Source organism: Kutzneria viridogrisea DSM 43870 (assembly GCF_000525635.1).
Taxonomy (GTDB): Bacteria; Actinomycetota; Actinomycetes; order Mycobacteriales; family Pseudonocardiaceae; genus Kutzneria; species Kutzneria viridogrisea.
Genome location: NZ_CP007155.1, coordinates 5,082,414 through 5,100,569 on the forward strand (window position 1 = coordinate 5,082,414; position 18,156 = coordinate 5,100,569).

At 69.6% G+C, this 18,156-nt stretch carries 15 protein-coding genes and 2 pseudogenes; 7 read left to right on the top strand and 10 right to left on the bottom strand.

The features are described from left to right. Positions 1-53: 53 nt before the first annotated feature. The 4 genes from KALB_RS22385 to KALB_RS22400 all read right to left on the bottom strand — a co-directional run bounded on the left by KALB_RS22385 (position 54) and on the right by KALB_RS22400 (position 5,617). The gene (locus KALB_RS22385) at positions 54-2,414 is read right to left on the bottom strand and encodes a chitinase C-terminal domain-containing protein (protein WP_025357951.1); all 2,361 of its coding nucleotides are present in this window, start codon (positions 2,412-2,414) and stop codon (positions 54-56) included. Positions 2,415-2,515: 101 nt separating this feature from the next. Continuing rightward, positions 2,516-3,478, bottom strand: a complete 963-nt coding sequence (locus KALB_RS22390) for an LCP family protein (RefSeq protein WP_063750764.1) — start codon at positions 3,476-3,478, stop codon at positions 2,516-2,518. Positions 3,479-3,573: 95 nt separating this feature from the next. Continuing rightward, positions 3,574-4,536, bottom strand: coding sequence for a VWA domain-containing protein (locus KALB_RS22395; protein ID WP_025357953.1), 963 nt, complete (start codon positions 4,534-4,536; stop codon positions 3,574-3,576). A gap of 40 nt (positions 4,537-4,576) precedes the next feature. Then, on the bottom strand, positions 4,577-5,617 hold the full coding sequence (locus tag KALB_RS22400) for a PfkB family carbohydrate kinase (RefSeq protein ID WP_025357954.1): 1,041 nt from the start codon (positions 5,615-5,617) through the stop codon (positions 4,577-4,579). Positions 5,618-5,785: 168 nt separating this feature from the next. Between KALB_RS22400 and KALB_RS22405 the strand changes: the two genes are divergently transcribed. Both KALB_RS22405 and KALB_RS22410 read left to right on the top strand, forming a co-directional pair. Beyond that, positions 5,786-6,568 carry a S1 family peptidase gene (locus KALB_RS22405; RefSeq protein WP_025357955.1) on the top strand — a complete coding sequence of 261 codons (783 nt, stop codon included), beginning with the start codon at positions 5,786-5,788 and terminating at the stop codon, positions 6,566-6,568. Positions 6,569-6,641: 73 nt separating this feature from the next. Further along, a complete protein-coding gene (locus KALB_RS22410) occupies positions 6,642-7,262 on the top strand; it encodes a cysteine hydrolase family protein (protein WP_025357956.1) in 621 nt (206 codons plus the stop codon). Between the two features lie 77 nt (positions 7,263-7,339). On the opposite strand, the gene KALB_RS46690 is transcribed toward KALB_RS22410, so the two are convergent. Further along, the gene (locus KALB_RS46690; RefSeq protein ID WP_148309573.1) at positions 7,340-7,522 is read right to left on the bottom strand and encodes a hypothetical protein; all 183 of its coding nucleotides are present in this window, start codon (positions 7,520-7,522) and stop codon (positions 7,340-7,342) included. Positions 7,523-7,843: 321 nt separating this feature from the next. Here KALB_RS46690 and KALB_RS22415 point away from each other — a divergent pair. Continuing rightward, positions 7,844-8,218 (top strand): annotated as a pseudogene (locus KALB_RS22415) (IS30 family transposase); the annotation flags it as partial. A gap of 74 nt (positions 8,219-8,292) precedes the next feature. Next, complete coding sequence (locus KALB_RS22420) at positions 8,293-9,012, top strand: DinB family protein (RefSeq protein WP_025357958.1); 720 nt, start codon at positions 8,293-8,295, stop codon at positions 9,010-9,012. 493 nt (positions 9,013-9,505) lie between these two features. On the opposite strand, the gene KALB_RS22425 is transcribed toward KALB_RS22420, so the two are convergent. Continuing rightward, positions 9,506-9,841 carry an ArsR/SmtB family transcription factor gene (locus KALB_RS22425; protein ID WP_025357959.1) on the bottom strand — a complete coding sequence of 112 codons (336 nt, stop codon included), beginning with the start codon at positions 9,839-9,841 and terminating at the stop codon, positions 9,506-9,508. A 119-nt stretch (positions 9,842-9,960) separates the two neighbouring features. Here KALB_RS22425 and KALB_RS22430 point away from each other — a divergent pair, with 119 nt between their 5' ends. Then, a complete protein-coding gene (locus tag KALB_RS22430) occupies positions 9,961-11,112 on the top strand; it encodes an FAD-dependent monooxygenase (protein ID WP_025357960.1) in 1,152 nt (383 codons plus the stop codon). Positions 11,113-11,379: 267 nt separating this feature from the next. Next, positions 11,380-11,904, top strand: a pseudogene (locus KALB_RS22435) (transposase); the annotation flags it as partial. A gap of 110 nt (positions 11,905-12,014) precedes the next feature. On the opposite strand, the gene KALB_RS22440 reads toward KALB_RS22435, so the two are convergent. The 3 genes from KALB_RS22440 to KALB_RS22450 all read right to left on the bottom strand — a co-directional run bounded on the left by KALB_RS22440 (position 12,015) and on the right by KALB_RS22450 (position 15,719). Further along, entirely contained in the window at positions 12,015-13,040 is a 1,026-nt protein-coding gene (locus KALB_RS22440) for a tyrosine-protein phosphatase (protein WP_025357961.1), read from the bottom strand. Positions 13,041-13,142: 102 nt separating this feature from the next. Further along, positions 13,143-15,191, bottom strand: coding sequence for a catalase (locus KALB_RS22445; protein ID WP_042220671.1), 2,049 nt, complete (start codon positions 15,189-15,191; stop codon positions 13,143-13,145). A gap of 78 nt (positions 15,192-15,269) precedes the next feature. Beyond that, positions 15,270-15,719: an STAS domain-containing protein gene (locus KALB_RS22450; RefSeq protein WP_025357963.1), complete on the bottom strand. Its 450-nt coding sequence runs from the start codon at positions 15,717-15,719 to the stop codon at positions 15,270-15,272. 171 nt (positions 15,720-15,890) lie between these two features. Between KALB_RS22450 and KALB_RS22455 the strand changes: the two genes are divergently transcribed. Then, on the top strand, positions 15,891-17,192 hold the full coding sequence (locus KALB_RS22455; protein ID WP_025357964.1) for an NAD(P)/FAD-dependent oxidoreductase: 1,302 nt from the start codon (positions 15,891-15,893) through the stop codon (positions 17,190-17,192). 4 nt (positions 17,193-17,196) lie between these two features. On the opposite strand, the gene KALB_RS22460 is transcribed toward KALB_RS22455, so the two are convergent. After that, the gene (locus tag KALB_RS22460; RefSeq protein ID WP_148309574.1) at positions 17,197-18,156 is read right to left on the bottom strand and encodes a DUF6545 domain-containing protein; all 960 of its coding nucleotides are present in this window, start codon (positions 18,154-18,156) and stop codon (positions 17,197-17,199) included.

Consider the following 18,156-nt stretch of genomic DNA (forward strand, 5'->3'; position numbering starts at 1 on the left):
ATGAAAGTGCCGTTCGAGACACTAGATGTCTCGAACGGCACTTTCCTGTCACGTCAGCAGGCGCCCAGGTCCTGCCAGACACCCCATTGGCCGGTGCTGCCGGGCTCGTCGCCCTGGGTCCACCACCTGGCCTTCCACTGGTGGCCGTTGTGCGAGACCGTCTGCCCGCCGGTGTAGACCGTTGCGCTGGCCCATTCCGGGGCCCCGCACGGGTTGCTGGTCGTCGTCGTGGTGGTCGTGGTGGTGGTCGGCCCGGTGGTGGTCGAGGTCGGCTGGGTGCCGCCCGAGCCACGCGGGTTGTCCGTGGACAGCGCGTAGGACTTGCCGCCGAAGGTCAGCTTGTAGTTGCTGGGCGTGGCGATCGGCATGTAGTACCGCACCGTCACGTCCACGCTGCTGCCGGACGGGATGGACTGCCAGCTCGGGATCGTCACCGACACGTGCTGGAAGTCGCCCTTCAGGCCGCCCACGTTCGGACCACTGTGGCCCTTGCTGGTCACCGACAGCCCGAAGCCGGACTGGTCGCTCATGCTGCCGGGCGCGCTGGTGCCGTAGTCGAACTCCAGCTTCGCCCCGCCGGGGATCGCCTGCCCTGAGTTGTTGGCCAGGTGCAGCTTCGGCGTGATCGGGTAGTTGTTGTCGCCCAAGGCGAACCCGGTGTACGACACGTCCACGTTGAGCACGTCGGACGGGGTCGTGTCGTTGGACTTGGTCGCACCGTAGGGCGCGGAGCCCCGCAGCCCGTCGTTGATCTTGTCGATCAGCGTGGTGCCGAAGGTGTACTCCCCCTTGCCCCCGTTGGCCGTGGCGCTCCAGCCGTAGTCGCCGGCCAGCTCCCAGATCATGATGCCGCCGAGGCCCTTGTCCGCAACGTACTTGGACTTGGTCGCCAGGGAGTTCTCGTCCTCCGTGGACAGGAACACCTTCTTCTGGTCGTTCCACAGCCAGGGCGCGGCCAGCGTGGAGCTGTAGTTCGCCGCGTAGGTGCCGCTGATCTGGTTCTTCGGGTCCTTCGGGTCAAGGCCGTAGGCGGCCAGGTAGTCCGGGGTGACCCCCTTCTCCAGGTTCTTGGCGTGCCACATGGGGTTCACGCCCGAGGGCACCTCGTCACCGGCGGCGGAGCTGTCGTGCCAGAGGTTGTCGATGCCCACCGCGCCGTTGCCGCACGGCACCTTGGAGTTGACGGTGCCGCCCGTACCCGGCGGGCACTTGCTCTGGTCGGGTAAGGCGGCGGTACCCCACAACCCGTTCGTGCCACCGGTCACGCCCTGCCAGCCACGGGTGTAGAACCCCACGCCGAGGTTGATCCGCCCGGCCTGCATGGCGCCGCGGAAGTAGTGGTAGGCCCAGTCGGAGTTGAGGTAGCCCATGCCCTCGTACTGCGGGGTCGTGTAGACGCTCCAGAACGCCAGCTCCGCGTCCTTGCCGTCGTCGTACAGCGCCGCGTTCGGCCCCACGTACTCGTTCCACGACCCGTGCAGGTCGTAGCTCATCATGTTGGCGTAGTCCAGGTACTGGGTCACCTGGTAGGTCTCCACCCCGCGCAGCAGCCAGCCCGAGGCCGAGACCGCGGCGGTGAGCATGTAGTACTTGCCGTCCGCGGCGCTGGCCGCGTCCAGCTTCTCCCGCAGGGTCTTCATCAGCGCGACGTAGCCCTTGACCAGATCACCGCGGTGGGCCTGGGAGATCGTGTAGTCGTCCGGGTTGCCAGCGAAGTTCGCCGAGGTGGCGTACTCGTAGTCGATGTCGGCCCCGTTGAACCCGTACTTGCGCAGGAACGCCACCACCGAGTCGGCGAAGGTGTTGATGTCGGCCTGGCTCTGGGTCAGCTTGTAGTAGCCCCCGGTGGCGTCCCGCTTGCCGTCCGGGTTGAGCACGCCGCCGGTCTCCGCCCAGCCGCCGATGGAGATCAGCGTCTTGACGTCCGGGTGCTGCGCCTTGTACTTGGTGAGCAGGTTGAAGTGGCCCTTGTAGGGCAGCTTCGGGTCCAGTTCGGCCCCGGGCACCCCCGGCCAGTCCATGCCGGTGGCGGGGTTGTCCGGACCGTCCGGGCCCACCGAGACCTTGCTGTCCTTGTCCACGTGGGCGAAGGCGTAGTTCAGGTGCGTGACCTTGTCCCACGGGATGTTGTTCACCAGGTAGGAGGGGGCGCCGTTCTTGCCGGTGCGCCAGCTGGTGAAGTAGCCGATCACCCGGCGGGAGTGCTCAGCGCCGAGCTTCTCCCGGCCCGCGGTGTCGTAGTTCTGGCAGTACGGGACCTCGGCGCCCGCGGTGCGGGCCAGGCCGTCTGGGCGGCAGTCCTCGTTGCTCGCGGCACTGGCCGTGGGCACCGCGCCGGGCAGGGACCCGGCGGTGACCAGCAGGCCGGCGACAGTGGCCGCGGCAAGCAGGAGAGGGACTGTTCTTCGTGACAAGTCGACCTCCTTGGCGTGGCGGCCACAGGGGGTCAACACAACGTAAAGTTGGTCCAGACCTGTCGTCAACAGGTCTGGACCTTTTCACAGTTGTCCGCGGCTCACTGTCCGCTGAGCACGTCCTGGGGCACCGCGGCGTCGGTCTTGAGCGCCCCGAACAACCGGGTGGTCTTGTCCTTGTCCCAGATGACCACCGAGCCCACGTTGGTGCCGCGCGAGCCGGAGATCGGCACCGTGGTGGTGACCAGGTCCTTGCTGCTCAGGGCGAAGGCCATGCTCATCAGGTGCCACAGGTGGTCGCCGTTGTTCACCGTCAGCGCCGAGGGCACGCTGGAGACCAGCGGCACGGAGCGGAACGGGTTGGCCAGCACCGAGGCGCTGGTGACCTTGGACAGCACGGCGGCCAGGAACTGCCGCTGGTGCACCACGCGGTCCAGGTCGGCCGCGGGCGTGGCCCTGGTGCGCACGTAGCCCAGGGCCTGCGCCCCGGTCAGGTCCTGGCAGCCCGGCTTGAGGTCAAGTCCCGCCTTCGGGTCGACCATCGGCTTGTCGATGCACATGTTCACCCCGCCGATGGAGTCCACCACGTTGGCGAACCCGGCGAAGCCGATCTCCATGAAGTGGTCGATGTGCAGCCCCGTCGCGCCCTCCACGGTCTGCTGCAACAGCGGGGCACCGCCGAAGGCGAAGGCGGCGTTGAGCTTGTTCTTGCCGTTGCCCGGGATGTCCACATAGGAGTCCCGCAGCAGGCTGACCAGGGTCGGCTTGCCCGAGCTGGGCAGGTGCAGCAACAGGATCGTGTCGGTGCGCGCACCCTCGCTGTCGCCGGTGGCCAACTGGTCCTTCTGGGCCTGTGTCAGGCCCTCACGGCTGTCCGAGCCGATCAGCAGCCAGTTCGTCCCCGACCCGGCCGCTGGCCGTCCGGAGTAGTCGGGCAGCGCGTTGGTGCGCTTGAGCGAGAAGTCGGCATAGACGAACATGCCGACGACCAGCAGGAGCAGGATCACGATGATGATCCCGATCGTCCGGCCGAGGCCACCCCTGCGGGCACCTGCCCTAGTCACTCGTTACCTCCACAGCTGGATCGAGACCGAACCACACAATAGAGACGTGCCGCGGCGGGCGCCGGTTGCCCCACCGGTAGGTCGCGCCGTGGTGACTAGGGCAGCCGCTGCGACACGAGCAGGGCAGCGCCCGCCGCCGTGATCGTGGCCAGCGCACCCAGCGCCACGAAAGGCTTGCTCACGTCGGTCTGCTGGGTCTCGTAACCGATCTGTTCGCCGAGGGACTGGTAGATCTCGCGCAGCTTGTCGCTGGTGTCGGCCTTGTAGAACTCGCCGCCGGACATGTCGGCCAGCTCGTGCAGGGACTCGTCGTCCACGGGCACCGGCACCTGCTGGCCCTCCAGGTCCACCACCCCGTCGCTGGTGCCGTAGGAGATGGTGCTGATCGGGATGCCGCCCTCCTTGCACTGCTTGGCCATGGCGAACTCGTCACGGCCCGCGGTCTGCTTGCCGTCGCTCATCAGCACGATGCGGGCGGGCGGCGCCCCGCTGGGTCCGCCGAGGCCCTTCTCGAACTGCTGGATCGCCTGCAACGCGGCGGCGATGGCCTCACCGGTGGCCGTGGCGGGCTGGAGCTTGATGTTGTCGATGGCGTCGGTGACCGGCTTGCGCGCGGTGGTCGGGCTGACGTCCACGGTCGCCGAGCCGCCGAAGGTGACCAGGCCCAGGTTGATGCCCTCGGTCATGTTCTGCACGAAGTCCTTGGCGGCCCCCTGCGCGGCCTTGATCCGGCTCGGCCGGATGTCGGTGGCCTCCATCGACGGGGAGACGTCGATCACCAGCATCACCGTGGCCCGGTTGCGCGGCACCTTGGCCTGCGCCTGCGGACCGGCCAGGGCCACCGTGAGCAGCACGAACGCGACCAGGAACAGCACCGGGGGCACGTGCCGCCAGCGGTAGGACCCGGTGGGCGCCACCTGCTCCAGCAGCGGCAGGTTCGCGAACCGCACCACGTGCCTGCGCCTGCGCCGCGCACGCCAGAAGTACGTGCCGAACACGGCCAGGATGACGGCCAGCAGCGCGAACCACAGCGGCGTCGAGAACCCGTCGATGCCCACGAGCCCAGTCAACCGCACACCGCGTTCACACAGGGTGAAGTCAGGACAGACCTCGCAGACCGATCGTGGCGCTGGCCCGGCGCACCATGGCGGCCTGGTCGCTGGGCAGCACATCGCCGAGGAACCCGTAGTCGGCCAGCTCACCCGCGTCGCGGCGGCCCAGGTGGCGCCACCAGCTGGCGATGTCGTGCCAGCCCGGCGCCGAGAGCGAGCCGCCGAAGTGCTGCACGGACAGGGCCGCGCACAGGTTGGCGAAGTGCACCCGGTCGGCCAGCGGCCACCCGGCGAGCGTGCCGAACACGAAGCCCGCGCCGAACACGTCCCCGGCCCCGGTGGGGTCCAGTGCGGCCATGTTCAGCCCGCGCACGTCCACCGTCTCACCCGTGGCGGAGTCCACGGCGAAGGCCCCGTTGCCGCCGCGGGTCACCACGACCACCGGGACCAGCTCGGCCAGCTTGACCGCGGCGGCCTCGGGGGTGTCCTCGCGGCTGTAGCGCACGGCCTCCACGGAGTTGGGCAGGAACACGTCGTAGCCGTCGAGCTTGCGCAGCATGGAGGGCGCCCACTGCTCGGTGGGGTCCCAGCCGACGTCGGCGAACAGCAGCGCACCCTGGGCCTTGGCCTTGGCGACCCACTCCTCCTCTGTCAGGTCCACGTGCACGAAGCAGGCGCGGGTGACCGGCGGCGGGGCGAGCAGCTCGTCGGCGGTCACCGGGGAGGGGTGCCCGTGGGTGACCATGCTGCGGTCGCGGTCCACCGCCATGGAGACGGTCAGCGGGGAGTGCCAGCCGTAGAACCGGCGGCTGCACGACAGGTCCACGCCCTCCTGGTTGGCCAGCACGTCCCAGCAGAAGTCCCCGTAGACGTCCTCACCGAAGGCCGCGGCCAGTGCCGTGCTCAGGTGCAGCCTGCTCAGTGCCACCGCGAGGTTGGCGATGCCGCCGGGGCTGGAGCCCAGCCCGGTGGACCACACCTCCGTGCCCGCGGCGGGCTGGTGTGCCAGCCCGGTGAAGATGATGTCCAGGAAGACCGTGCCGGACAGCAGCACGTCGAAGCCCGCAGGCTGTTGCTCGGTCCCCACAGTGCTCCTTCCGCCGGGGCAGACCCAGACAGTATGCCGTGACCAAGATCAACACAGATCGCGACACTACTTTCGTCCGGTTTGGCCCCTACGTCTGGAGGATGGCTCACAACCGCACGCCGTGTGATCTTCGGTGCACACCGTTCCCCCTGTGAAAGGAACAGTCTGGTGAACCCCCTGCACCGCGTCACCCGTCTGGCCGCCATCGGGCTACTGGCTTCCACCTGCGTGCTGACCGCGACCACCACCGTCTCGGCGGCCCCCGCCTCACCCACCATCGTCGGCGGCACCGCCGCCAGCACCGCCGACCACCCCTGGACCGTGTCGCTCACCCTCCAGGGCGGCAAGTGGTGCGGCGGCACCCTGGTCGCCCCGACCAAGGTGGTCACCGCCGCGCACTGCACCGAGGGCTACGGCGCCTCGGACTTCGGCGTGATCGCCGGGCGCACCGACCTGCGCACCAGCGAGGGCACCACGGCCTCGGTGACCAAGCTGTGGCAGCACCCGGACTACCGCGGCGCCGATGCCGGGGACGACGTGTCCGTGCTGACCCTGGACAAGGCACTGCCGTACAAGACCCTGCCGCTGCCCAGCGCGGGCGACACCGCGCTGTACGCCCCCGGCACCCAGGTCACCACCCTGGGCTGGGGCGATGTCAAGGAGGGCGGCCCCGACTCGGACACCCTGCGCAAGGTCACCGTGCCGGTCACCACCGACCAGGTCTGCTCGGCGGCCTACAACAGCCGCTACGTCGCCGACAAGATGGTCTGCGCCGGGCTTGACGCCGGGGGCAAGGACTCCTGCCAGGGCGACTCCGGCGGCCCGCTGACCACGGGCGGCAAGCTGGTCGGCATCGTGTCCTGGGGTGACGGCTGTGCCAGGGCCAAGACCCCGGGCGTCTACACCCGTGTGATCAACTACCTCGACGTGATCAACGCCCAGCTCCGCTGAGGCGTGCGGCACCGGCCCGGCGTCACCCGGGCCGGTGCTTGTCGGCTCCCCCGCCCCGGACTTGGATGAGTCCATGACTGACGCGCTGACCCTGGACCCGGCCACCACCGCGGTCGTGCTGATCGAGTACCAGAACGACTTCACCAGCGAGGGCGGCGTGCTGCACGGTGCGGTGTCCGAGGTGATGGACAGCACCGGGATGCTGGCCAACACCGCCGCGGTCGTGCGGGCCGCCCGTGCGTCCGGGGCCACCGTGATGCACGCGCCGATCACCTTCACCGAGGGCTACAACGAGATCTCCGCGCACCCGTACGGCATCCTCAAGGGGGTCGTCGAGGGCAACGCCTTCGTCAAGGGCAGCTGGGGCGCAGCCATCGTGGACGAACTCGCCCCGCAGGACGGGGACATCCTCGTGGAGGGCAAGCGCGGGCTGGACACCTTCGCCAGCACCAACCTCGACTTCATCCTGCGCAGCAAGGGCATCACCACCATCGTGCTCGGCGGCTTCCTCACCAACTGCTGCGTGGAGTCCACCATGCGCACCGGCTACGAGAACGGCTACCGGGTGATCACCCTGACCGACTGCGTGGCCGCCACCTCGCAGGCCGAGCACGAGAACGCTCTCACCTACGACTACCCGATGTTCTCCGTGCCCGTGACCTCCGAGCAGGTCGTCGCCGCCCTGTCCTCGTAACGCCAACACGTCGTGACCTACCCGTGCTCGAAGACACTCTGCCCGGCGCGCTCGTCGACGAGTACCACGGCTGCTTCCTACACCTGGGCGAGTGCGAACAGCGCACCGAGGGCGGCGACGCCGAGCACGGTGGCGTCGCGGTCGATCAGACCACCGAAGCCGGGGACCGAGCCGCGGTCGGTGTGCTGGTGGATCGCCACCGCGGGATCGGAGTATTCGGCGTTGCCGGGGCCCCGTTCCAGTTCGCCACCCACAGCCACGTTGAGGGGTTGGCCCAGCGGACGGGGTGCAGGCGCGGGTGCGGAACCAGTCCAGGGAGGCGTAGACGAGCAGCCCGACCCCGGTACGAGCGCGGAACACTTCCAGGAACGCGTCCACGAACCCGTCCGGGCCGCCGTCACCGAGGTCCGGGTCTTCGATGCCCAGCATCGGCAGTAGGCTGCCCGCGCCGAGCAGGCCCCGGAACTCCAGTTCGGCGGCGAAGTGCGTGACTTGGCCGGTGATGTCACCCGGCCGGCGAAGTGGTAGCCCCGTGCGGCGACCCCGGCCAGACGCGCCTCATTGGCCTGGGCGTTGGCGCAGCGGTTGGTGTACTCGGTGCCCTCGTCCGCCGATTCTCTGCGCTGCCGAACTCGCTGACCAAGTCCCTGACCTGGGATCAAGGCTGCGAGATGAGCCGCCACAACGAATTCACCGCGGCCACCGGCGTGCCGGTCTACTTCTGCGAGCCAGCCAAACCCTGGCAACGCGGCTCGAACGAGAACACGAACGGCCTGCTGCGCCAGTACTTCCCGAAGGGCACCGACTTGTCCGTCCACACTGCGGCCGACCTGGCCGCCGTCGCCGCCGAACTCAACGCGCGCCCTCGCAAGACCCTCGGCTGGGCGACACCAGCACGCGAGTTCGATAACCTCATCGCAACACTCGTACCCCCGAACGTTGCGATCATCGCCTGAATCCGCCCGGCCCGGAAGAGGCCAAATCAAGCCGGGGAGGCTGGCTTGTCGGTGCTCGGCCTAGTATGCGGAGCATGACGCGGTATGTCGACGAGGATCTGCACGGTGCGGAGTTCCGCGAGTGCGATCTGACCGGGGCACGCCTGATCGGCGTCGTCATGCAGGATGCCGTGATCGACGGGCTCATCACCAACCTCGTGGTGAACGGTGTCGAGGTCACCGAGTACGTCGAGGCAGAGCTCGACCGGCGTCATCCGGTGCGGGTGCTGATCCGCTCCGAGGACCCTGCCGATCTGCGCGAGGCATCGCGTCAGCTCCATGCTGGCTGGGCCGCCACGATCGAGCGAATCCGTCGTACGCCCGGCATCGAGCGCCGCAGCGTGAACGACGAGTGGTCGGCGGTGCAGACGATGCGCCACTTGGTCTTCGTCCACGACTCGTGGTTCCGCCGCTGCTGCCTGGGCTCGACGGAGCTGTTCACGCCGATGGGCATCGGGACGACCGTCGAGCCCTACCGTGGAGCGCACGGGCTTGACCTCTCGCTCGATCCGGCCCTCGACGAGATCGTGAGCGTGCGTGACGCACAGACCGCCGAGCTCGAGGCCTGGCTCGACGAGGTCACCGCTATGCAGCTCGCAGCGCGAGCGCCGGTGCCCGACGACGATGTCTGGCCGCCGTACGCCCGGGGCCGCTTGGTGCGGCAGTGCCTCGGCACGGTGCTCAACGAGACCTTCGAGCACCATGGCTTCTGCGTCCGCGACCTCGACCTGATCGAGGCACAGGACGCTGAGTAGGGCCGGCTACGGACTCAGCATCTTACGGATGCGGGCATCGCTGACCGTCTGCGCGGTGCCGAGCTGCCGCAGACACAGGCAGAACCGCTTACATCAAGACGATCTTGCTGAGATCACCTCAGTGTCTCGTAATTCTCTTTGGTTTACGCAGGTTTGATGGGGACTGGTGTTGGCTGGCGGGGTGGAGTTGGCAATGGATCAGCGGGCTGAGTTGCGGGGCTTGGTGAACAGCCCGGACGTGCCGGCACCGGTGCGCGCCGGGAAGGCTGATCTCATGTGGGAGGCCACTGTTCTGTCCCGGCCATGGGTAACGCTCGGCACAGCCCCGGCGTGGCGTCCATTGAGGACCGAGAATCCCGCGGCGTCGTAGACGTTCCAGCTGTATCGCCCCGCAGGGCTTGGCCACGCCTTCACAGCCCACTGGCAACAACGCTCGTGGTGGAACGACCGAGCTCAGCTCAGCCAGCACCGGCCGCGAGACGAGGGGCTCTGTTCAGCGAGGAGCAGTACCGTCCTGGTGTTCGGCTTCCAGGAGTGCGAGCAGTCCGGGAAACCTGCTCTCGACGTCCGTGCGTCGTAGACGGATGCCCTTGCGGTTGCCGTAGTCGATCTCGTCGATGAGGCCTGCTTCGCGCAGGACCCGGAAGTGGTGGGTCTGGGTCTGCTTCGAGATCGGGAGATCGAACGAGTTACAGCCTCGCTCGCTGTCGGTGCGGTCGGCGGCCAACTCCGTCATCACCGAACGACGGTGCCCGTCAGCGAGAGCGCGAAGCACCACGCCCAGCTCGAGCGCATCGACCTCTGGACCGACCAGGTTCGTTCCGGCCACGGACACCTCCTTCAGGTACGTCTTGCATCGTACCTCAGTGGCGTGTTCCACTCGAGTACGAAATCAATCGTACCTAGACGGCCGGGAATGTGGTCGTCGACGCTCCGAGAGGTCTTGTCATGAAGAAGCCCGAGGTGCTGATAGTCGGTGCCGGAATCGCCGGGCCCGCGCTCGCGTACTGGCTCGCCCGGAATGGATACCGGCCGACCGTCGTCGAGCATGCCCGGCAGCTGCGCTCCGGTGGCAGCGCGATCGTCGTGAAGGGGCCCGCGATACCGGTCGCCGAGCGTATGGGCATCCTTCCGCAGCTGCGCGAGCTCGCCACCCGCAATCGGTCGCTGACCCTGCTCGACCCGGCCGGCAAACGAGTCCTGCGACTTCCCTCCTCCTCGGGAGGGTCGCCGACGGTCGAGGTGACCCGGGCCGACCTGTCCGAGGTACTCCACCGGTCGGCGCGGGGCGATGCTGAGTTCGTGTTCGACGACACGGTCACCGCACTCGATCAGGACGAAGGCGGGGCCGACGTCACCTTTCGACGGTCCGCGCCACGGCGTTTCGACTTGGTGGTCGGTACCGATGGGATGCACTCCACCATACGGCGTCTGGTGTTCGGGCCCGAGCGGCAGTTCGTGAGCGACCTGGGTCTATACGGCGCGACCGTCCCGCTGGAACCCGACGCCATCGACGACCCGAGCGAGCTGACGATGCTGACCGTGCCGAACCGGATGCTGGTCGTCCACCCCTCGCGCACCACGCCGCTCGCGATCTTCACCTTCCGGGCCGCACGGCCGGCGCCCCACGACCGCAAAAACATCGCTCTCCACAAGCAAACCGTGGCCGACACGTACGCCGACGTGCGGTGGCGGGCGCCGGAACTCGTGGCGGCGTACCTCGACCACCCAGCCCCGTTCTTCGACCCCCTGACGACCGTCCGGATGCCCTCGTGGTCCCGCGGACGGGTCGTACTGCTCGGGGACGCGGCGGCGGCCACAGCCCTGCTCGGCGACGGGTCCAGCATGGCGATGGCAGGAGCGTATGCCCTCGCGGAAGAACTCGCCTCCCACCACGGCGATCACGCCCGCGCCTTCGCCACCTACGAGTCGCGGCTCCGCCGCGAAGTGCGACCGCGGCAGCGACGCGTCGGCCTGCTCTCCAGACTCATGGTGCCCAGCACCCGACCAGGCCTCGTGGTACGCAACACGGTGGCCCGCGCGGTCGGTCGCACGAACCGGATCACCTCTCGCGAAACCGCAAACGGAAAGACCGTGTAGCAGCTGGAACCCATGACGGATGACGGCGGCGCATCGCAAGTGGTCGAGCGGCGCTACTACGTGCCAATGTATGTGTTTGCAGGCTCATCTGGGAAACGCGGCGCGTTTGCGGCGGGCGCGCAGGTTGGCTGCGTCCCGACCGGCGGTTTCTTCGGCTGGCAGCACCCGCACTACTTCGGCGGGGTCCCAGCGTTGGGCCTTGGCGGTGGGGACCAGATCGGTCAGAGCGTGCCGCAGGTGCGGCAACTTCAGCCGGCGTGTCAGCTCGGTCGCTTCGGCCAGCCGGACGCGATCACCGCGGTCTGGCCGGCGACGATCACCCAGACCTGCATCGTGCACTTGCTGCGCACCAGCTTCCGCTACGCGGGCCGGCAGCACTGGGACGCGATAGCCAAGGCGCTCAAGCCGGTCTACACCGCGCCGACCGAGGCCGCCGCCCGGGAGCGGTTCGCCGAGTTCACCCAGGAGTGGGGCGCCCGGTATCCGGCGATCATGCGGTTGTGGGACAACGCCTGGGCGGAGTTCGTGCCGTTTTTGGCGTTTAACCCGGAGGGCCGGCGGGTGATCTGCTCGACCAATGCGATCGAGAGCGTCAACGCCCGCATCCGCCGTGCCGTCAAGGCCCGGGGGCACTTCCCCAACGAGCAGGCCGCGCTCAAGTGTGTCTACATGGCGGTGATGAGCCTGGACCCGACCGGGACCGGGCGCAAACGGTGGATGATGCGGTGGAAGCCGGCCCTCAACGCGTTCGAGATCGCGTTCGACGGCCGGCTTGCCGCTGGGCGTAGGTAGGTTCCTTCAACCCTGAGTTACACCGAACGTTTGACAGACCCTCACACTGCTCCCTGGTGGCCTCTTACTGGGGGCTAACGTGGGTTTGACCAGGGAAAACACAATCCTGCTCAGATCAGCAGGGCGGCTCGCAGGGCGGCGGTGTCCAGGTGCAGGCCCTGGTCCAGGTAGCCGGTGAAGGACCCGTACCGCTTGTCGGCCTCGGCGAACCCGTTGTCCAGGTACTCGGCGCGGGAGTCCAGCTGCGGGCGGATCACCTCGCGCTGGTCGGCGGGGGCCTGGGCCAGGATGGCGGCGTTGCGCGCAGCGAGGTAGGTGTTGCTGTCCAGGTAGTCCTGGTACACGGTCGCGCGGGGCACGCCGAGTGCGGTGAGCAGCACGGCGCTGGCCCAGCCGGTGCGGTCCTTGCCCGCCGAGCAGTGCTGGAGCACCCCGGTGCCGGTCATCGCGCCAAGCGTGCCGCGGTAGGCCACCAGCGCGCTCGGGGCGCTGACCAGGTACGCCTCGGCGTCGATCATGTAGCGCACGGACTGCTCAGGGGTCTTCGGCAGCGGGCCGGGGATACCCGCGCCGAGCACGTTCTGCTGGGTCACGGTCGCGCCCCGCGGCACGCGGTCGGGCGTCTTGACCAACTCGGCGTCGGTGCGCAGGTCCTCGATCACCCGCACGCCCAGCCGGGTCAGCGTGGCCAGGTCGGACTCGGTCGCCCCGCCGAGGTTGCTGGAGCGGTAGACCGCGCCCATCCGCACCCAGTGCCCGTCCGCAGTCCGGTAGCCGCCCGCGTCCCGCAGGTTCGGCACGCTGGCCAGGTGCAGGTCCCGGTCGGCAACGGTCAGGCCCTCGCCGCGGTCGGGCACGAGCCTGAACCAGCGGCGGTCGGCCGCGCCGAGTCCACTGACGGTGATCGCGGCGCTGCCCTCGCCACGGGCCACGGGGTGGCTGTAGTCGATACCGTCCTGGGTGGCGCCGGTGTACACCGACACGCGGCGCACCCCCGGCGCGGTCCAGTTGAGGGCGAACGAGCCGCCCTCGTGCTGGGTCACCGACGCGGTGGTGAACGGGATCGTGCGCGGACAGCTCACCGGGGCCGCCTGGGCGGTGGTGGTTCCGACGGCGAGCAGGATCAGGGCTGTCACCGACTTGATAAGCATCCGGCCAGCCAAGCACAGGTCGGGGCGGTCCGAAACGCCCGTTCCCGTGACCGCGCGCGATCACTGCCCCACCGTCCGGCTCGGCGATCACCTGGCGGGCGGCACCGCGGAACTGGTCACGAGCTCGGCTCGGTCCCACACCCGGTGCAGGCCGAGCGCGGTGACCAGTGCGTCGGTGAACGCCCTGTCCACCGCCCCGGCGACCAGCACCCCAGGGGCGTCCAGGTCGATCCCGGCCTCGAGCAGGATCTCGCCGTCTCCCCAGGTGCCGATCGGCTTGAGGTGCCGGAATGCCTCCTGCAACAGCAGGACGAGCTTGATGTCCCGGGTGGGCACGGTGCCGCCGGCGACCAGGACGGCGTCGAACTCGATCGAGCGGGCGGTCAGCAGGGTCCGCTCGACGACCTGCTCGCTGCGGCCGTGCTTGAGCATGCCTCCTGCGGGGGCGATGACCAGCACCTCGGCGCCCAGCTTCTGCACCGCCTTGCGCAGCTTGGTGATCCCCGACAGGTCGGCGGCGGCGTCGGCGACCACACCGATCCTGCGGCCCGCGACAGGTCCCGGTTCGGTCACCACCTGGGACAGCGCCGGGGAGATCGGCACGGCCCGCACGGGCTGGCCCGTCGGCGCGGGCAGGCCGAGCCCGTCGGCCACCTGGGCGCAGAGCTCGGCGTCCACCTGGGCCAGCACCGCCAGTTCACGCTCCTTGACGGCCTGCACGCAGCACTTGCCCAGCTCGAAGGTGAACGCCTCGACCAGGTGGGCCCGCTCGATCGGCGTGAGGCTGCGGTAGAACATCGCGGGCTGGGAGAAGTGGTCCTCGAACGAGGCGGGGTTGGCCCGCACGGCGTTGCCCTCGATCCGGCGTGGGGTCTGCACGTAGCCGCCGTCCTGGGCACCGGCCAACACCGGTGCGCCCCCGTCGAGGCTGTTGGGCCGGTACGGGGCGATCCCGGTGTGCACGACGGTCTGGTGCATGCCGTCGCGCAGCATGTCGTTGACCGGGCAGTGCGGACGGTTGATCGGCAGCTGCGGGAAGTTCGGGCCGCCCAGCCGGGTCAACTGCGTGTCCAGGTAGGAGAAGAGCCTGGCCTGCATGAGCGGGTCGTTGGTCACCTCGATACCGGGCACCAGGTTGCCGGTGTGGAAGGCGACCTGCTCGGTCTCGGCGAAGTAGCTGGTGGGGTTGCGGTCCAGCCGCAGCCTGCCGATCGGCTGCACGGGGACGAGTTCCTCGGGCACGATCTTGGTCGGATCGAGCAGGTCGATGCCCTCACAGCTGTCGGTGCCGTCGTCGAGCATCACCTGGATGCCCAGTTCCCACTCCGGGAACGCTCCCGCCTCGATGGCCTCAGCCAGGTCACGGCGGTGGAAGTCGGGGTCCACCCCGGCGGCGATCTGCGCCTCCTCCCAGACCAGCGAGTGCACGCCCGCGACCGGCTTCCAGTGGAACTTCACCAGCGCGGTCCCGCCCTCGGCGTCGACCAGCCGGAAGGCGTGCACCCCGAAGCCCTCCATCGTGCGGTACGAGCGCGGGATGCCCCGGTCGCTCATGGCCCACATGACGTGGTGGGTGGCCTCGGTGTGCAGGGAGACGAAGTCCCAGAACGTGTCGTGCGCGGACTGGGCCTGCGGGATCTCCAGGTCCGGCTGCGGCTTGCCCGCGTGGATGACGTCGGGGAACTTGATGCCGTCCTGGATGAAGAACACCGGGATGTTGTTGCCGACCAGGTCGAAGTTGCCCTGTTCGGTGTAGAACTTCACCGCGAAGCCGCGGGTGTCGCGCACGGTGTCGGCCGAACCACGTGAGCCGAGCACCGTGGAGAAGCGCACGAACACGGGGGTCTCCCGGCCCTTCTCGGCGAGGAAGTGCGCCCGCGTGACGGACGCGGCGCTGCCGTAGGCGGTGAACACCCCGTGGGCCGCGGCACCACGGGCGTGCACCACGCGCTCCGGTATGCGCTCGTGGTCGAAGTGGGTGATCTTCTCGCGAAGGTGGAAGTCCTCCAGCAGGGACGGGCCCCGCTCCCCCGCCTTGAGCGAGTGGTCGGTGTCGGGCAGGCGCACGCCCTGCGCGGTGGTCAGGAACCGGTCGCGCTGGTCCCCGGTCGGCTCGGGCACGTTCGTGGCGGTCATCGGACCTCCAGGTGTGGTGGGGGCAACCGCACGGGCGGCTACCCCCAACGACCCACACCAAACGGATCCGAGCCGGACTCACCGGCCCCGAGGACGGGTCGACCCGGCGCGCCAGGCCCTGGGCCTGCTGCTGGCCGCACGCAGTGGGCGCCAGCCGCGGCTCGGGGGCGGCGCGGGCCTGGCCGCCGCCGCGAGCGCCGCGCCGAGGTCCGCCAGCACGGGCAGGGACCGGTCCAGGCAGGTCAGCCGCAGCGGGCGCAGCACCGCCCTGGTCGAGGCCACCAGCAGCACCCGGCACGGCCAGTCGCGCAGGGTGGACAGCAGCTCCAGGCCGCAGGTGCCCAGGAAGCACACCGGACTCAGGTCCAGCACCACGGTCCCGCCGCGCCCCGCGAGGAGCATCGCCTCGGCCAGTCGCTGGCCCAGTTCGTGCACGGTGAGCATGTCGACCTCGGCCGGAGCGGTGACCACGACCGTGCTGTCGAAGAGGGGGGATCCGCTGGACGCGTTGTGGTGTGCGAGGGTCATACGCCTTTCCTGGCAACAAAAGTAGGGAGTGCGCGCACGAGCTGGCGCGGACTCCCATCGTAGATCACGGTTACCCGCGGCGGCATGCTCTACACCTGATCGGATGACCGGACCTGAATGTCCACTGTGGACACAGTGTTTGCCGGGACACCTCGGGGGTAGCCGCAGGACATGACCACTCCCCCACGGATCCTGGTTGCGGGCGGCGGCTACGTCGGCCTGTACACCGCGTTGCGCCTGGAGCGGCGGCTGGGCCGCGGGCAGGCCGAGATCACCCTGGTGGACCCGGAGAACTACATGGTCTACCGCCCGCTGCTGCCCGAGGTGGCCTCCGGCACGCTGGAGCCGCGTCACGCGGTGGTGCCACTGCGCGCGGCCCTGCGCCGCACCCGCGTGGTCACCGGCCGGGTCACCTCGCTGGACCACCAGGCGCGCTCGGCCACCGTGCTGTCCAGGGCTGGCGAGCAACTGCACCTGGCCTACGACCACGCCGTGCTGGGCTTCGGCAGCATGGCGAAGCTGCTGCCCGTGCCCGGGCTGACCGAGCGCGGCATCGGCTTCAACTCCGTGGCCGAGGCGATGTACCTGCGCGACCACGTGCTGCGCCAACTGGAGATCGCCGCCGCCACGACCGACCGCGAGCTGCGCAGGCGGGCGCTGACCTTCGTGTTCGTCGGCGGCGGCTACACCGGGGTCGAGGCGCTGGCGGAGTTGCAGGACATGGCCTGCCACGTGGTCGACGGCTACCGGGACCTGCACCGCACCGAGATGCGCTGGGTGCTCGTGGAGGCGACGGACCGCATCCTGGCCTCGGTGCCGAAGGACCTGGCCGACCGGGCCACCGACGAGCTGCGCCGACGTGGCATCGAGGTCCGCCTTGGCACGCAACTGAAATCGGCCGAGAACGGCGTGCTGCACCTGTCGGAGGGCCCGGACTTCGCCGCGGACACGCTGGTCTGGATCACCGGCACCAAGCCCAGCCGCGCGGTCTCGAAGCTGGGCGTGCCCACCGACGACAAGGGCCGCATCAAGGTGGCCGAGACTCTCGCCGTGAGCGGCATGCCGGGCCTGTGGGCCGCCGGGGACAACGCGGCGGTGCCCGACCTGGACCGCGGCGGACTCTGCCCGCCGACGGCGCAGTATGCCGTGCGGGAGGCGAAACACCTGGCGGACAACCTCATCGCCACGCTGAACGGGCGACGTCCCGAGCCGTTCCACTACCGCGGCCAGGGCGAGTTCGTCACCCTGGGACGGCACAAGGCCGTGGCCGAGGTGATGGGCGTCAAGCTGCACGGCCTGCCCGCGTGGCTGGCGCGCCGCACCTACTACGTCACGCAGATCCCCACGCTGAACCGCAAGCTGCGCATCCTCGCCGACTGGACGGTGGGCATGCCCTTCGGCCACGACGTGGTGGACCTGGGTTCGCGCGAACACCCCCACGCCGCCTTCAGGGACGCTGCCGAGGCCGAGTGAGCGGTCACGGCTGCGCCGCAACGACGACCGGTGAGCGGCGGTAGGCGCGGGCCACGGCGAGCCACCAGGCGCACTCCTCGGCCAGGCCCGTGCCGTCGGCGGCGGCGCCGTCAGGTTCCCGCTCCCGGGTGGCGGTACTGGACAGGGCGGCCTTCAACTGCGCGGCCTCCACCACCACGGCCAGTTCCTGCCCGCCCAGGCCAGCCTGCCGCCCGAGGCTGTCGGCCGCGTCCCGCACCGCGGGGTCGAACCGGGAGGTGAGGGCCCAGCGCCACTCGTCCAGTTCCAGCACCGCGCGCCGGACCCGGTGGTGCGGGTCGAACCACTTGCGGCGCGACACCAGCACGGCCTCGGGGTTGACCTGCCGCAACGCCCGGTGCAGCGGGCGCAGCCGCAGGTACGCCCACCACTGGTCGAACCAGGACCACGGGACGCGTCCCAGCAGAGCGATCAGCGGTGTGGTGGGCACGAACGCCTCGGCCAGCCGGTAGCCCAGCGCGGCCAGGGCGAACGCCCCGACCAGGCAGGCCAGCCACGACCGCGACACCCGCCAGCAGCGGTGCACGAACACGGCCGTGCCGAGCAGGGTGGGCAGCAGGTAGAGCAGCACCCAGTACGCCCCGGCCGGGTTGACCGCGGCCAGCCTGGTCATGAGGGCGGCGGCCAGCACGTTGGCGATGTCGAAGCAGCCGAGCACCCGCAGCGCCCGGTCCCAGGACGGCCTGGGCCGCCAGTAGTACGGCGTGGCCAGCGCGACCACCGCGGACACGACCACCGACCAGATCAGGACCTGGGCGGCGGCAGGCGCGAGCGGCATCCGCCCGTTCAGCATCACCAGCAGGGTCACGGCATTGATCGAGGCGTAGACCGTCCACGCCCAGGGCTGTCGGCGGCGGGCCCCGAACGCGGGGAACCGGAACAGCAGGGTCAGCATGCCGAGCAGGCAGGACGCCAGGTAGAACAC

What these genes read in the sequence shown, in the direction of transcription:
- KALB_RS22410 (WP_025357956.1), top strand. Translation starts at nt 6,642, where the DNA reads ATGACTGACGCGCTGACCCTGGACCCGGCCACCACCGCGGTCGTGCTG.
- KALB_RS22445 (WP_042220671.1), bottom strand. Translation starts at nt 15,191, where the DNA reads ATGACCGCCACGAACGTGCCCGAGCCGACCGGGGACCAGCGCGACCGG.
- KALB_RS22455 (WP_025357964.1), top strand. Translation starts at nt 15,891, where the DNA reads ATGACCACTCCCCCACGGATCCTGGTTGCGGGCGGCGGCTACGTCGGC.
- KALB_RS22430 (WP_025357960.1), top strand. Translation starts at nt 9,961, where the DNA reads ATGAAGAAGCCCGAGGTGCTGATAGTCGGTGCCGGAATCGCCGGGCCC.
- KALB_RS22420 (WP_025357958.1), top strand. Translation starts at nt 8,293, where the DNA reads ATGACGCGGTATGTCGACGAGGATCTGCACGGTGCGGAGTTCCGCGAG.
- KALB_RS22450 (WP_025357963.1), bottom strand. Translation starts at nt 15,719, where the DNA reads ATGACCCTCGCACACCACAACGCGTCCAGCGGATCCCCCCTCTTCGAC.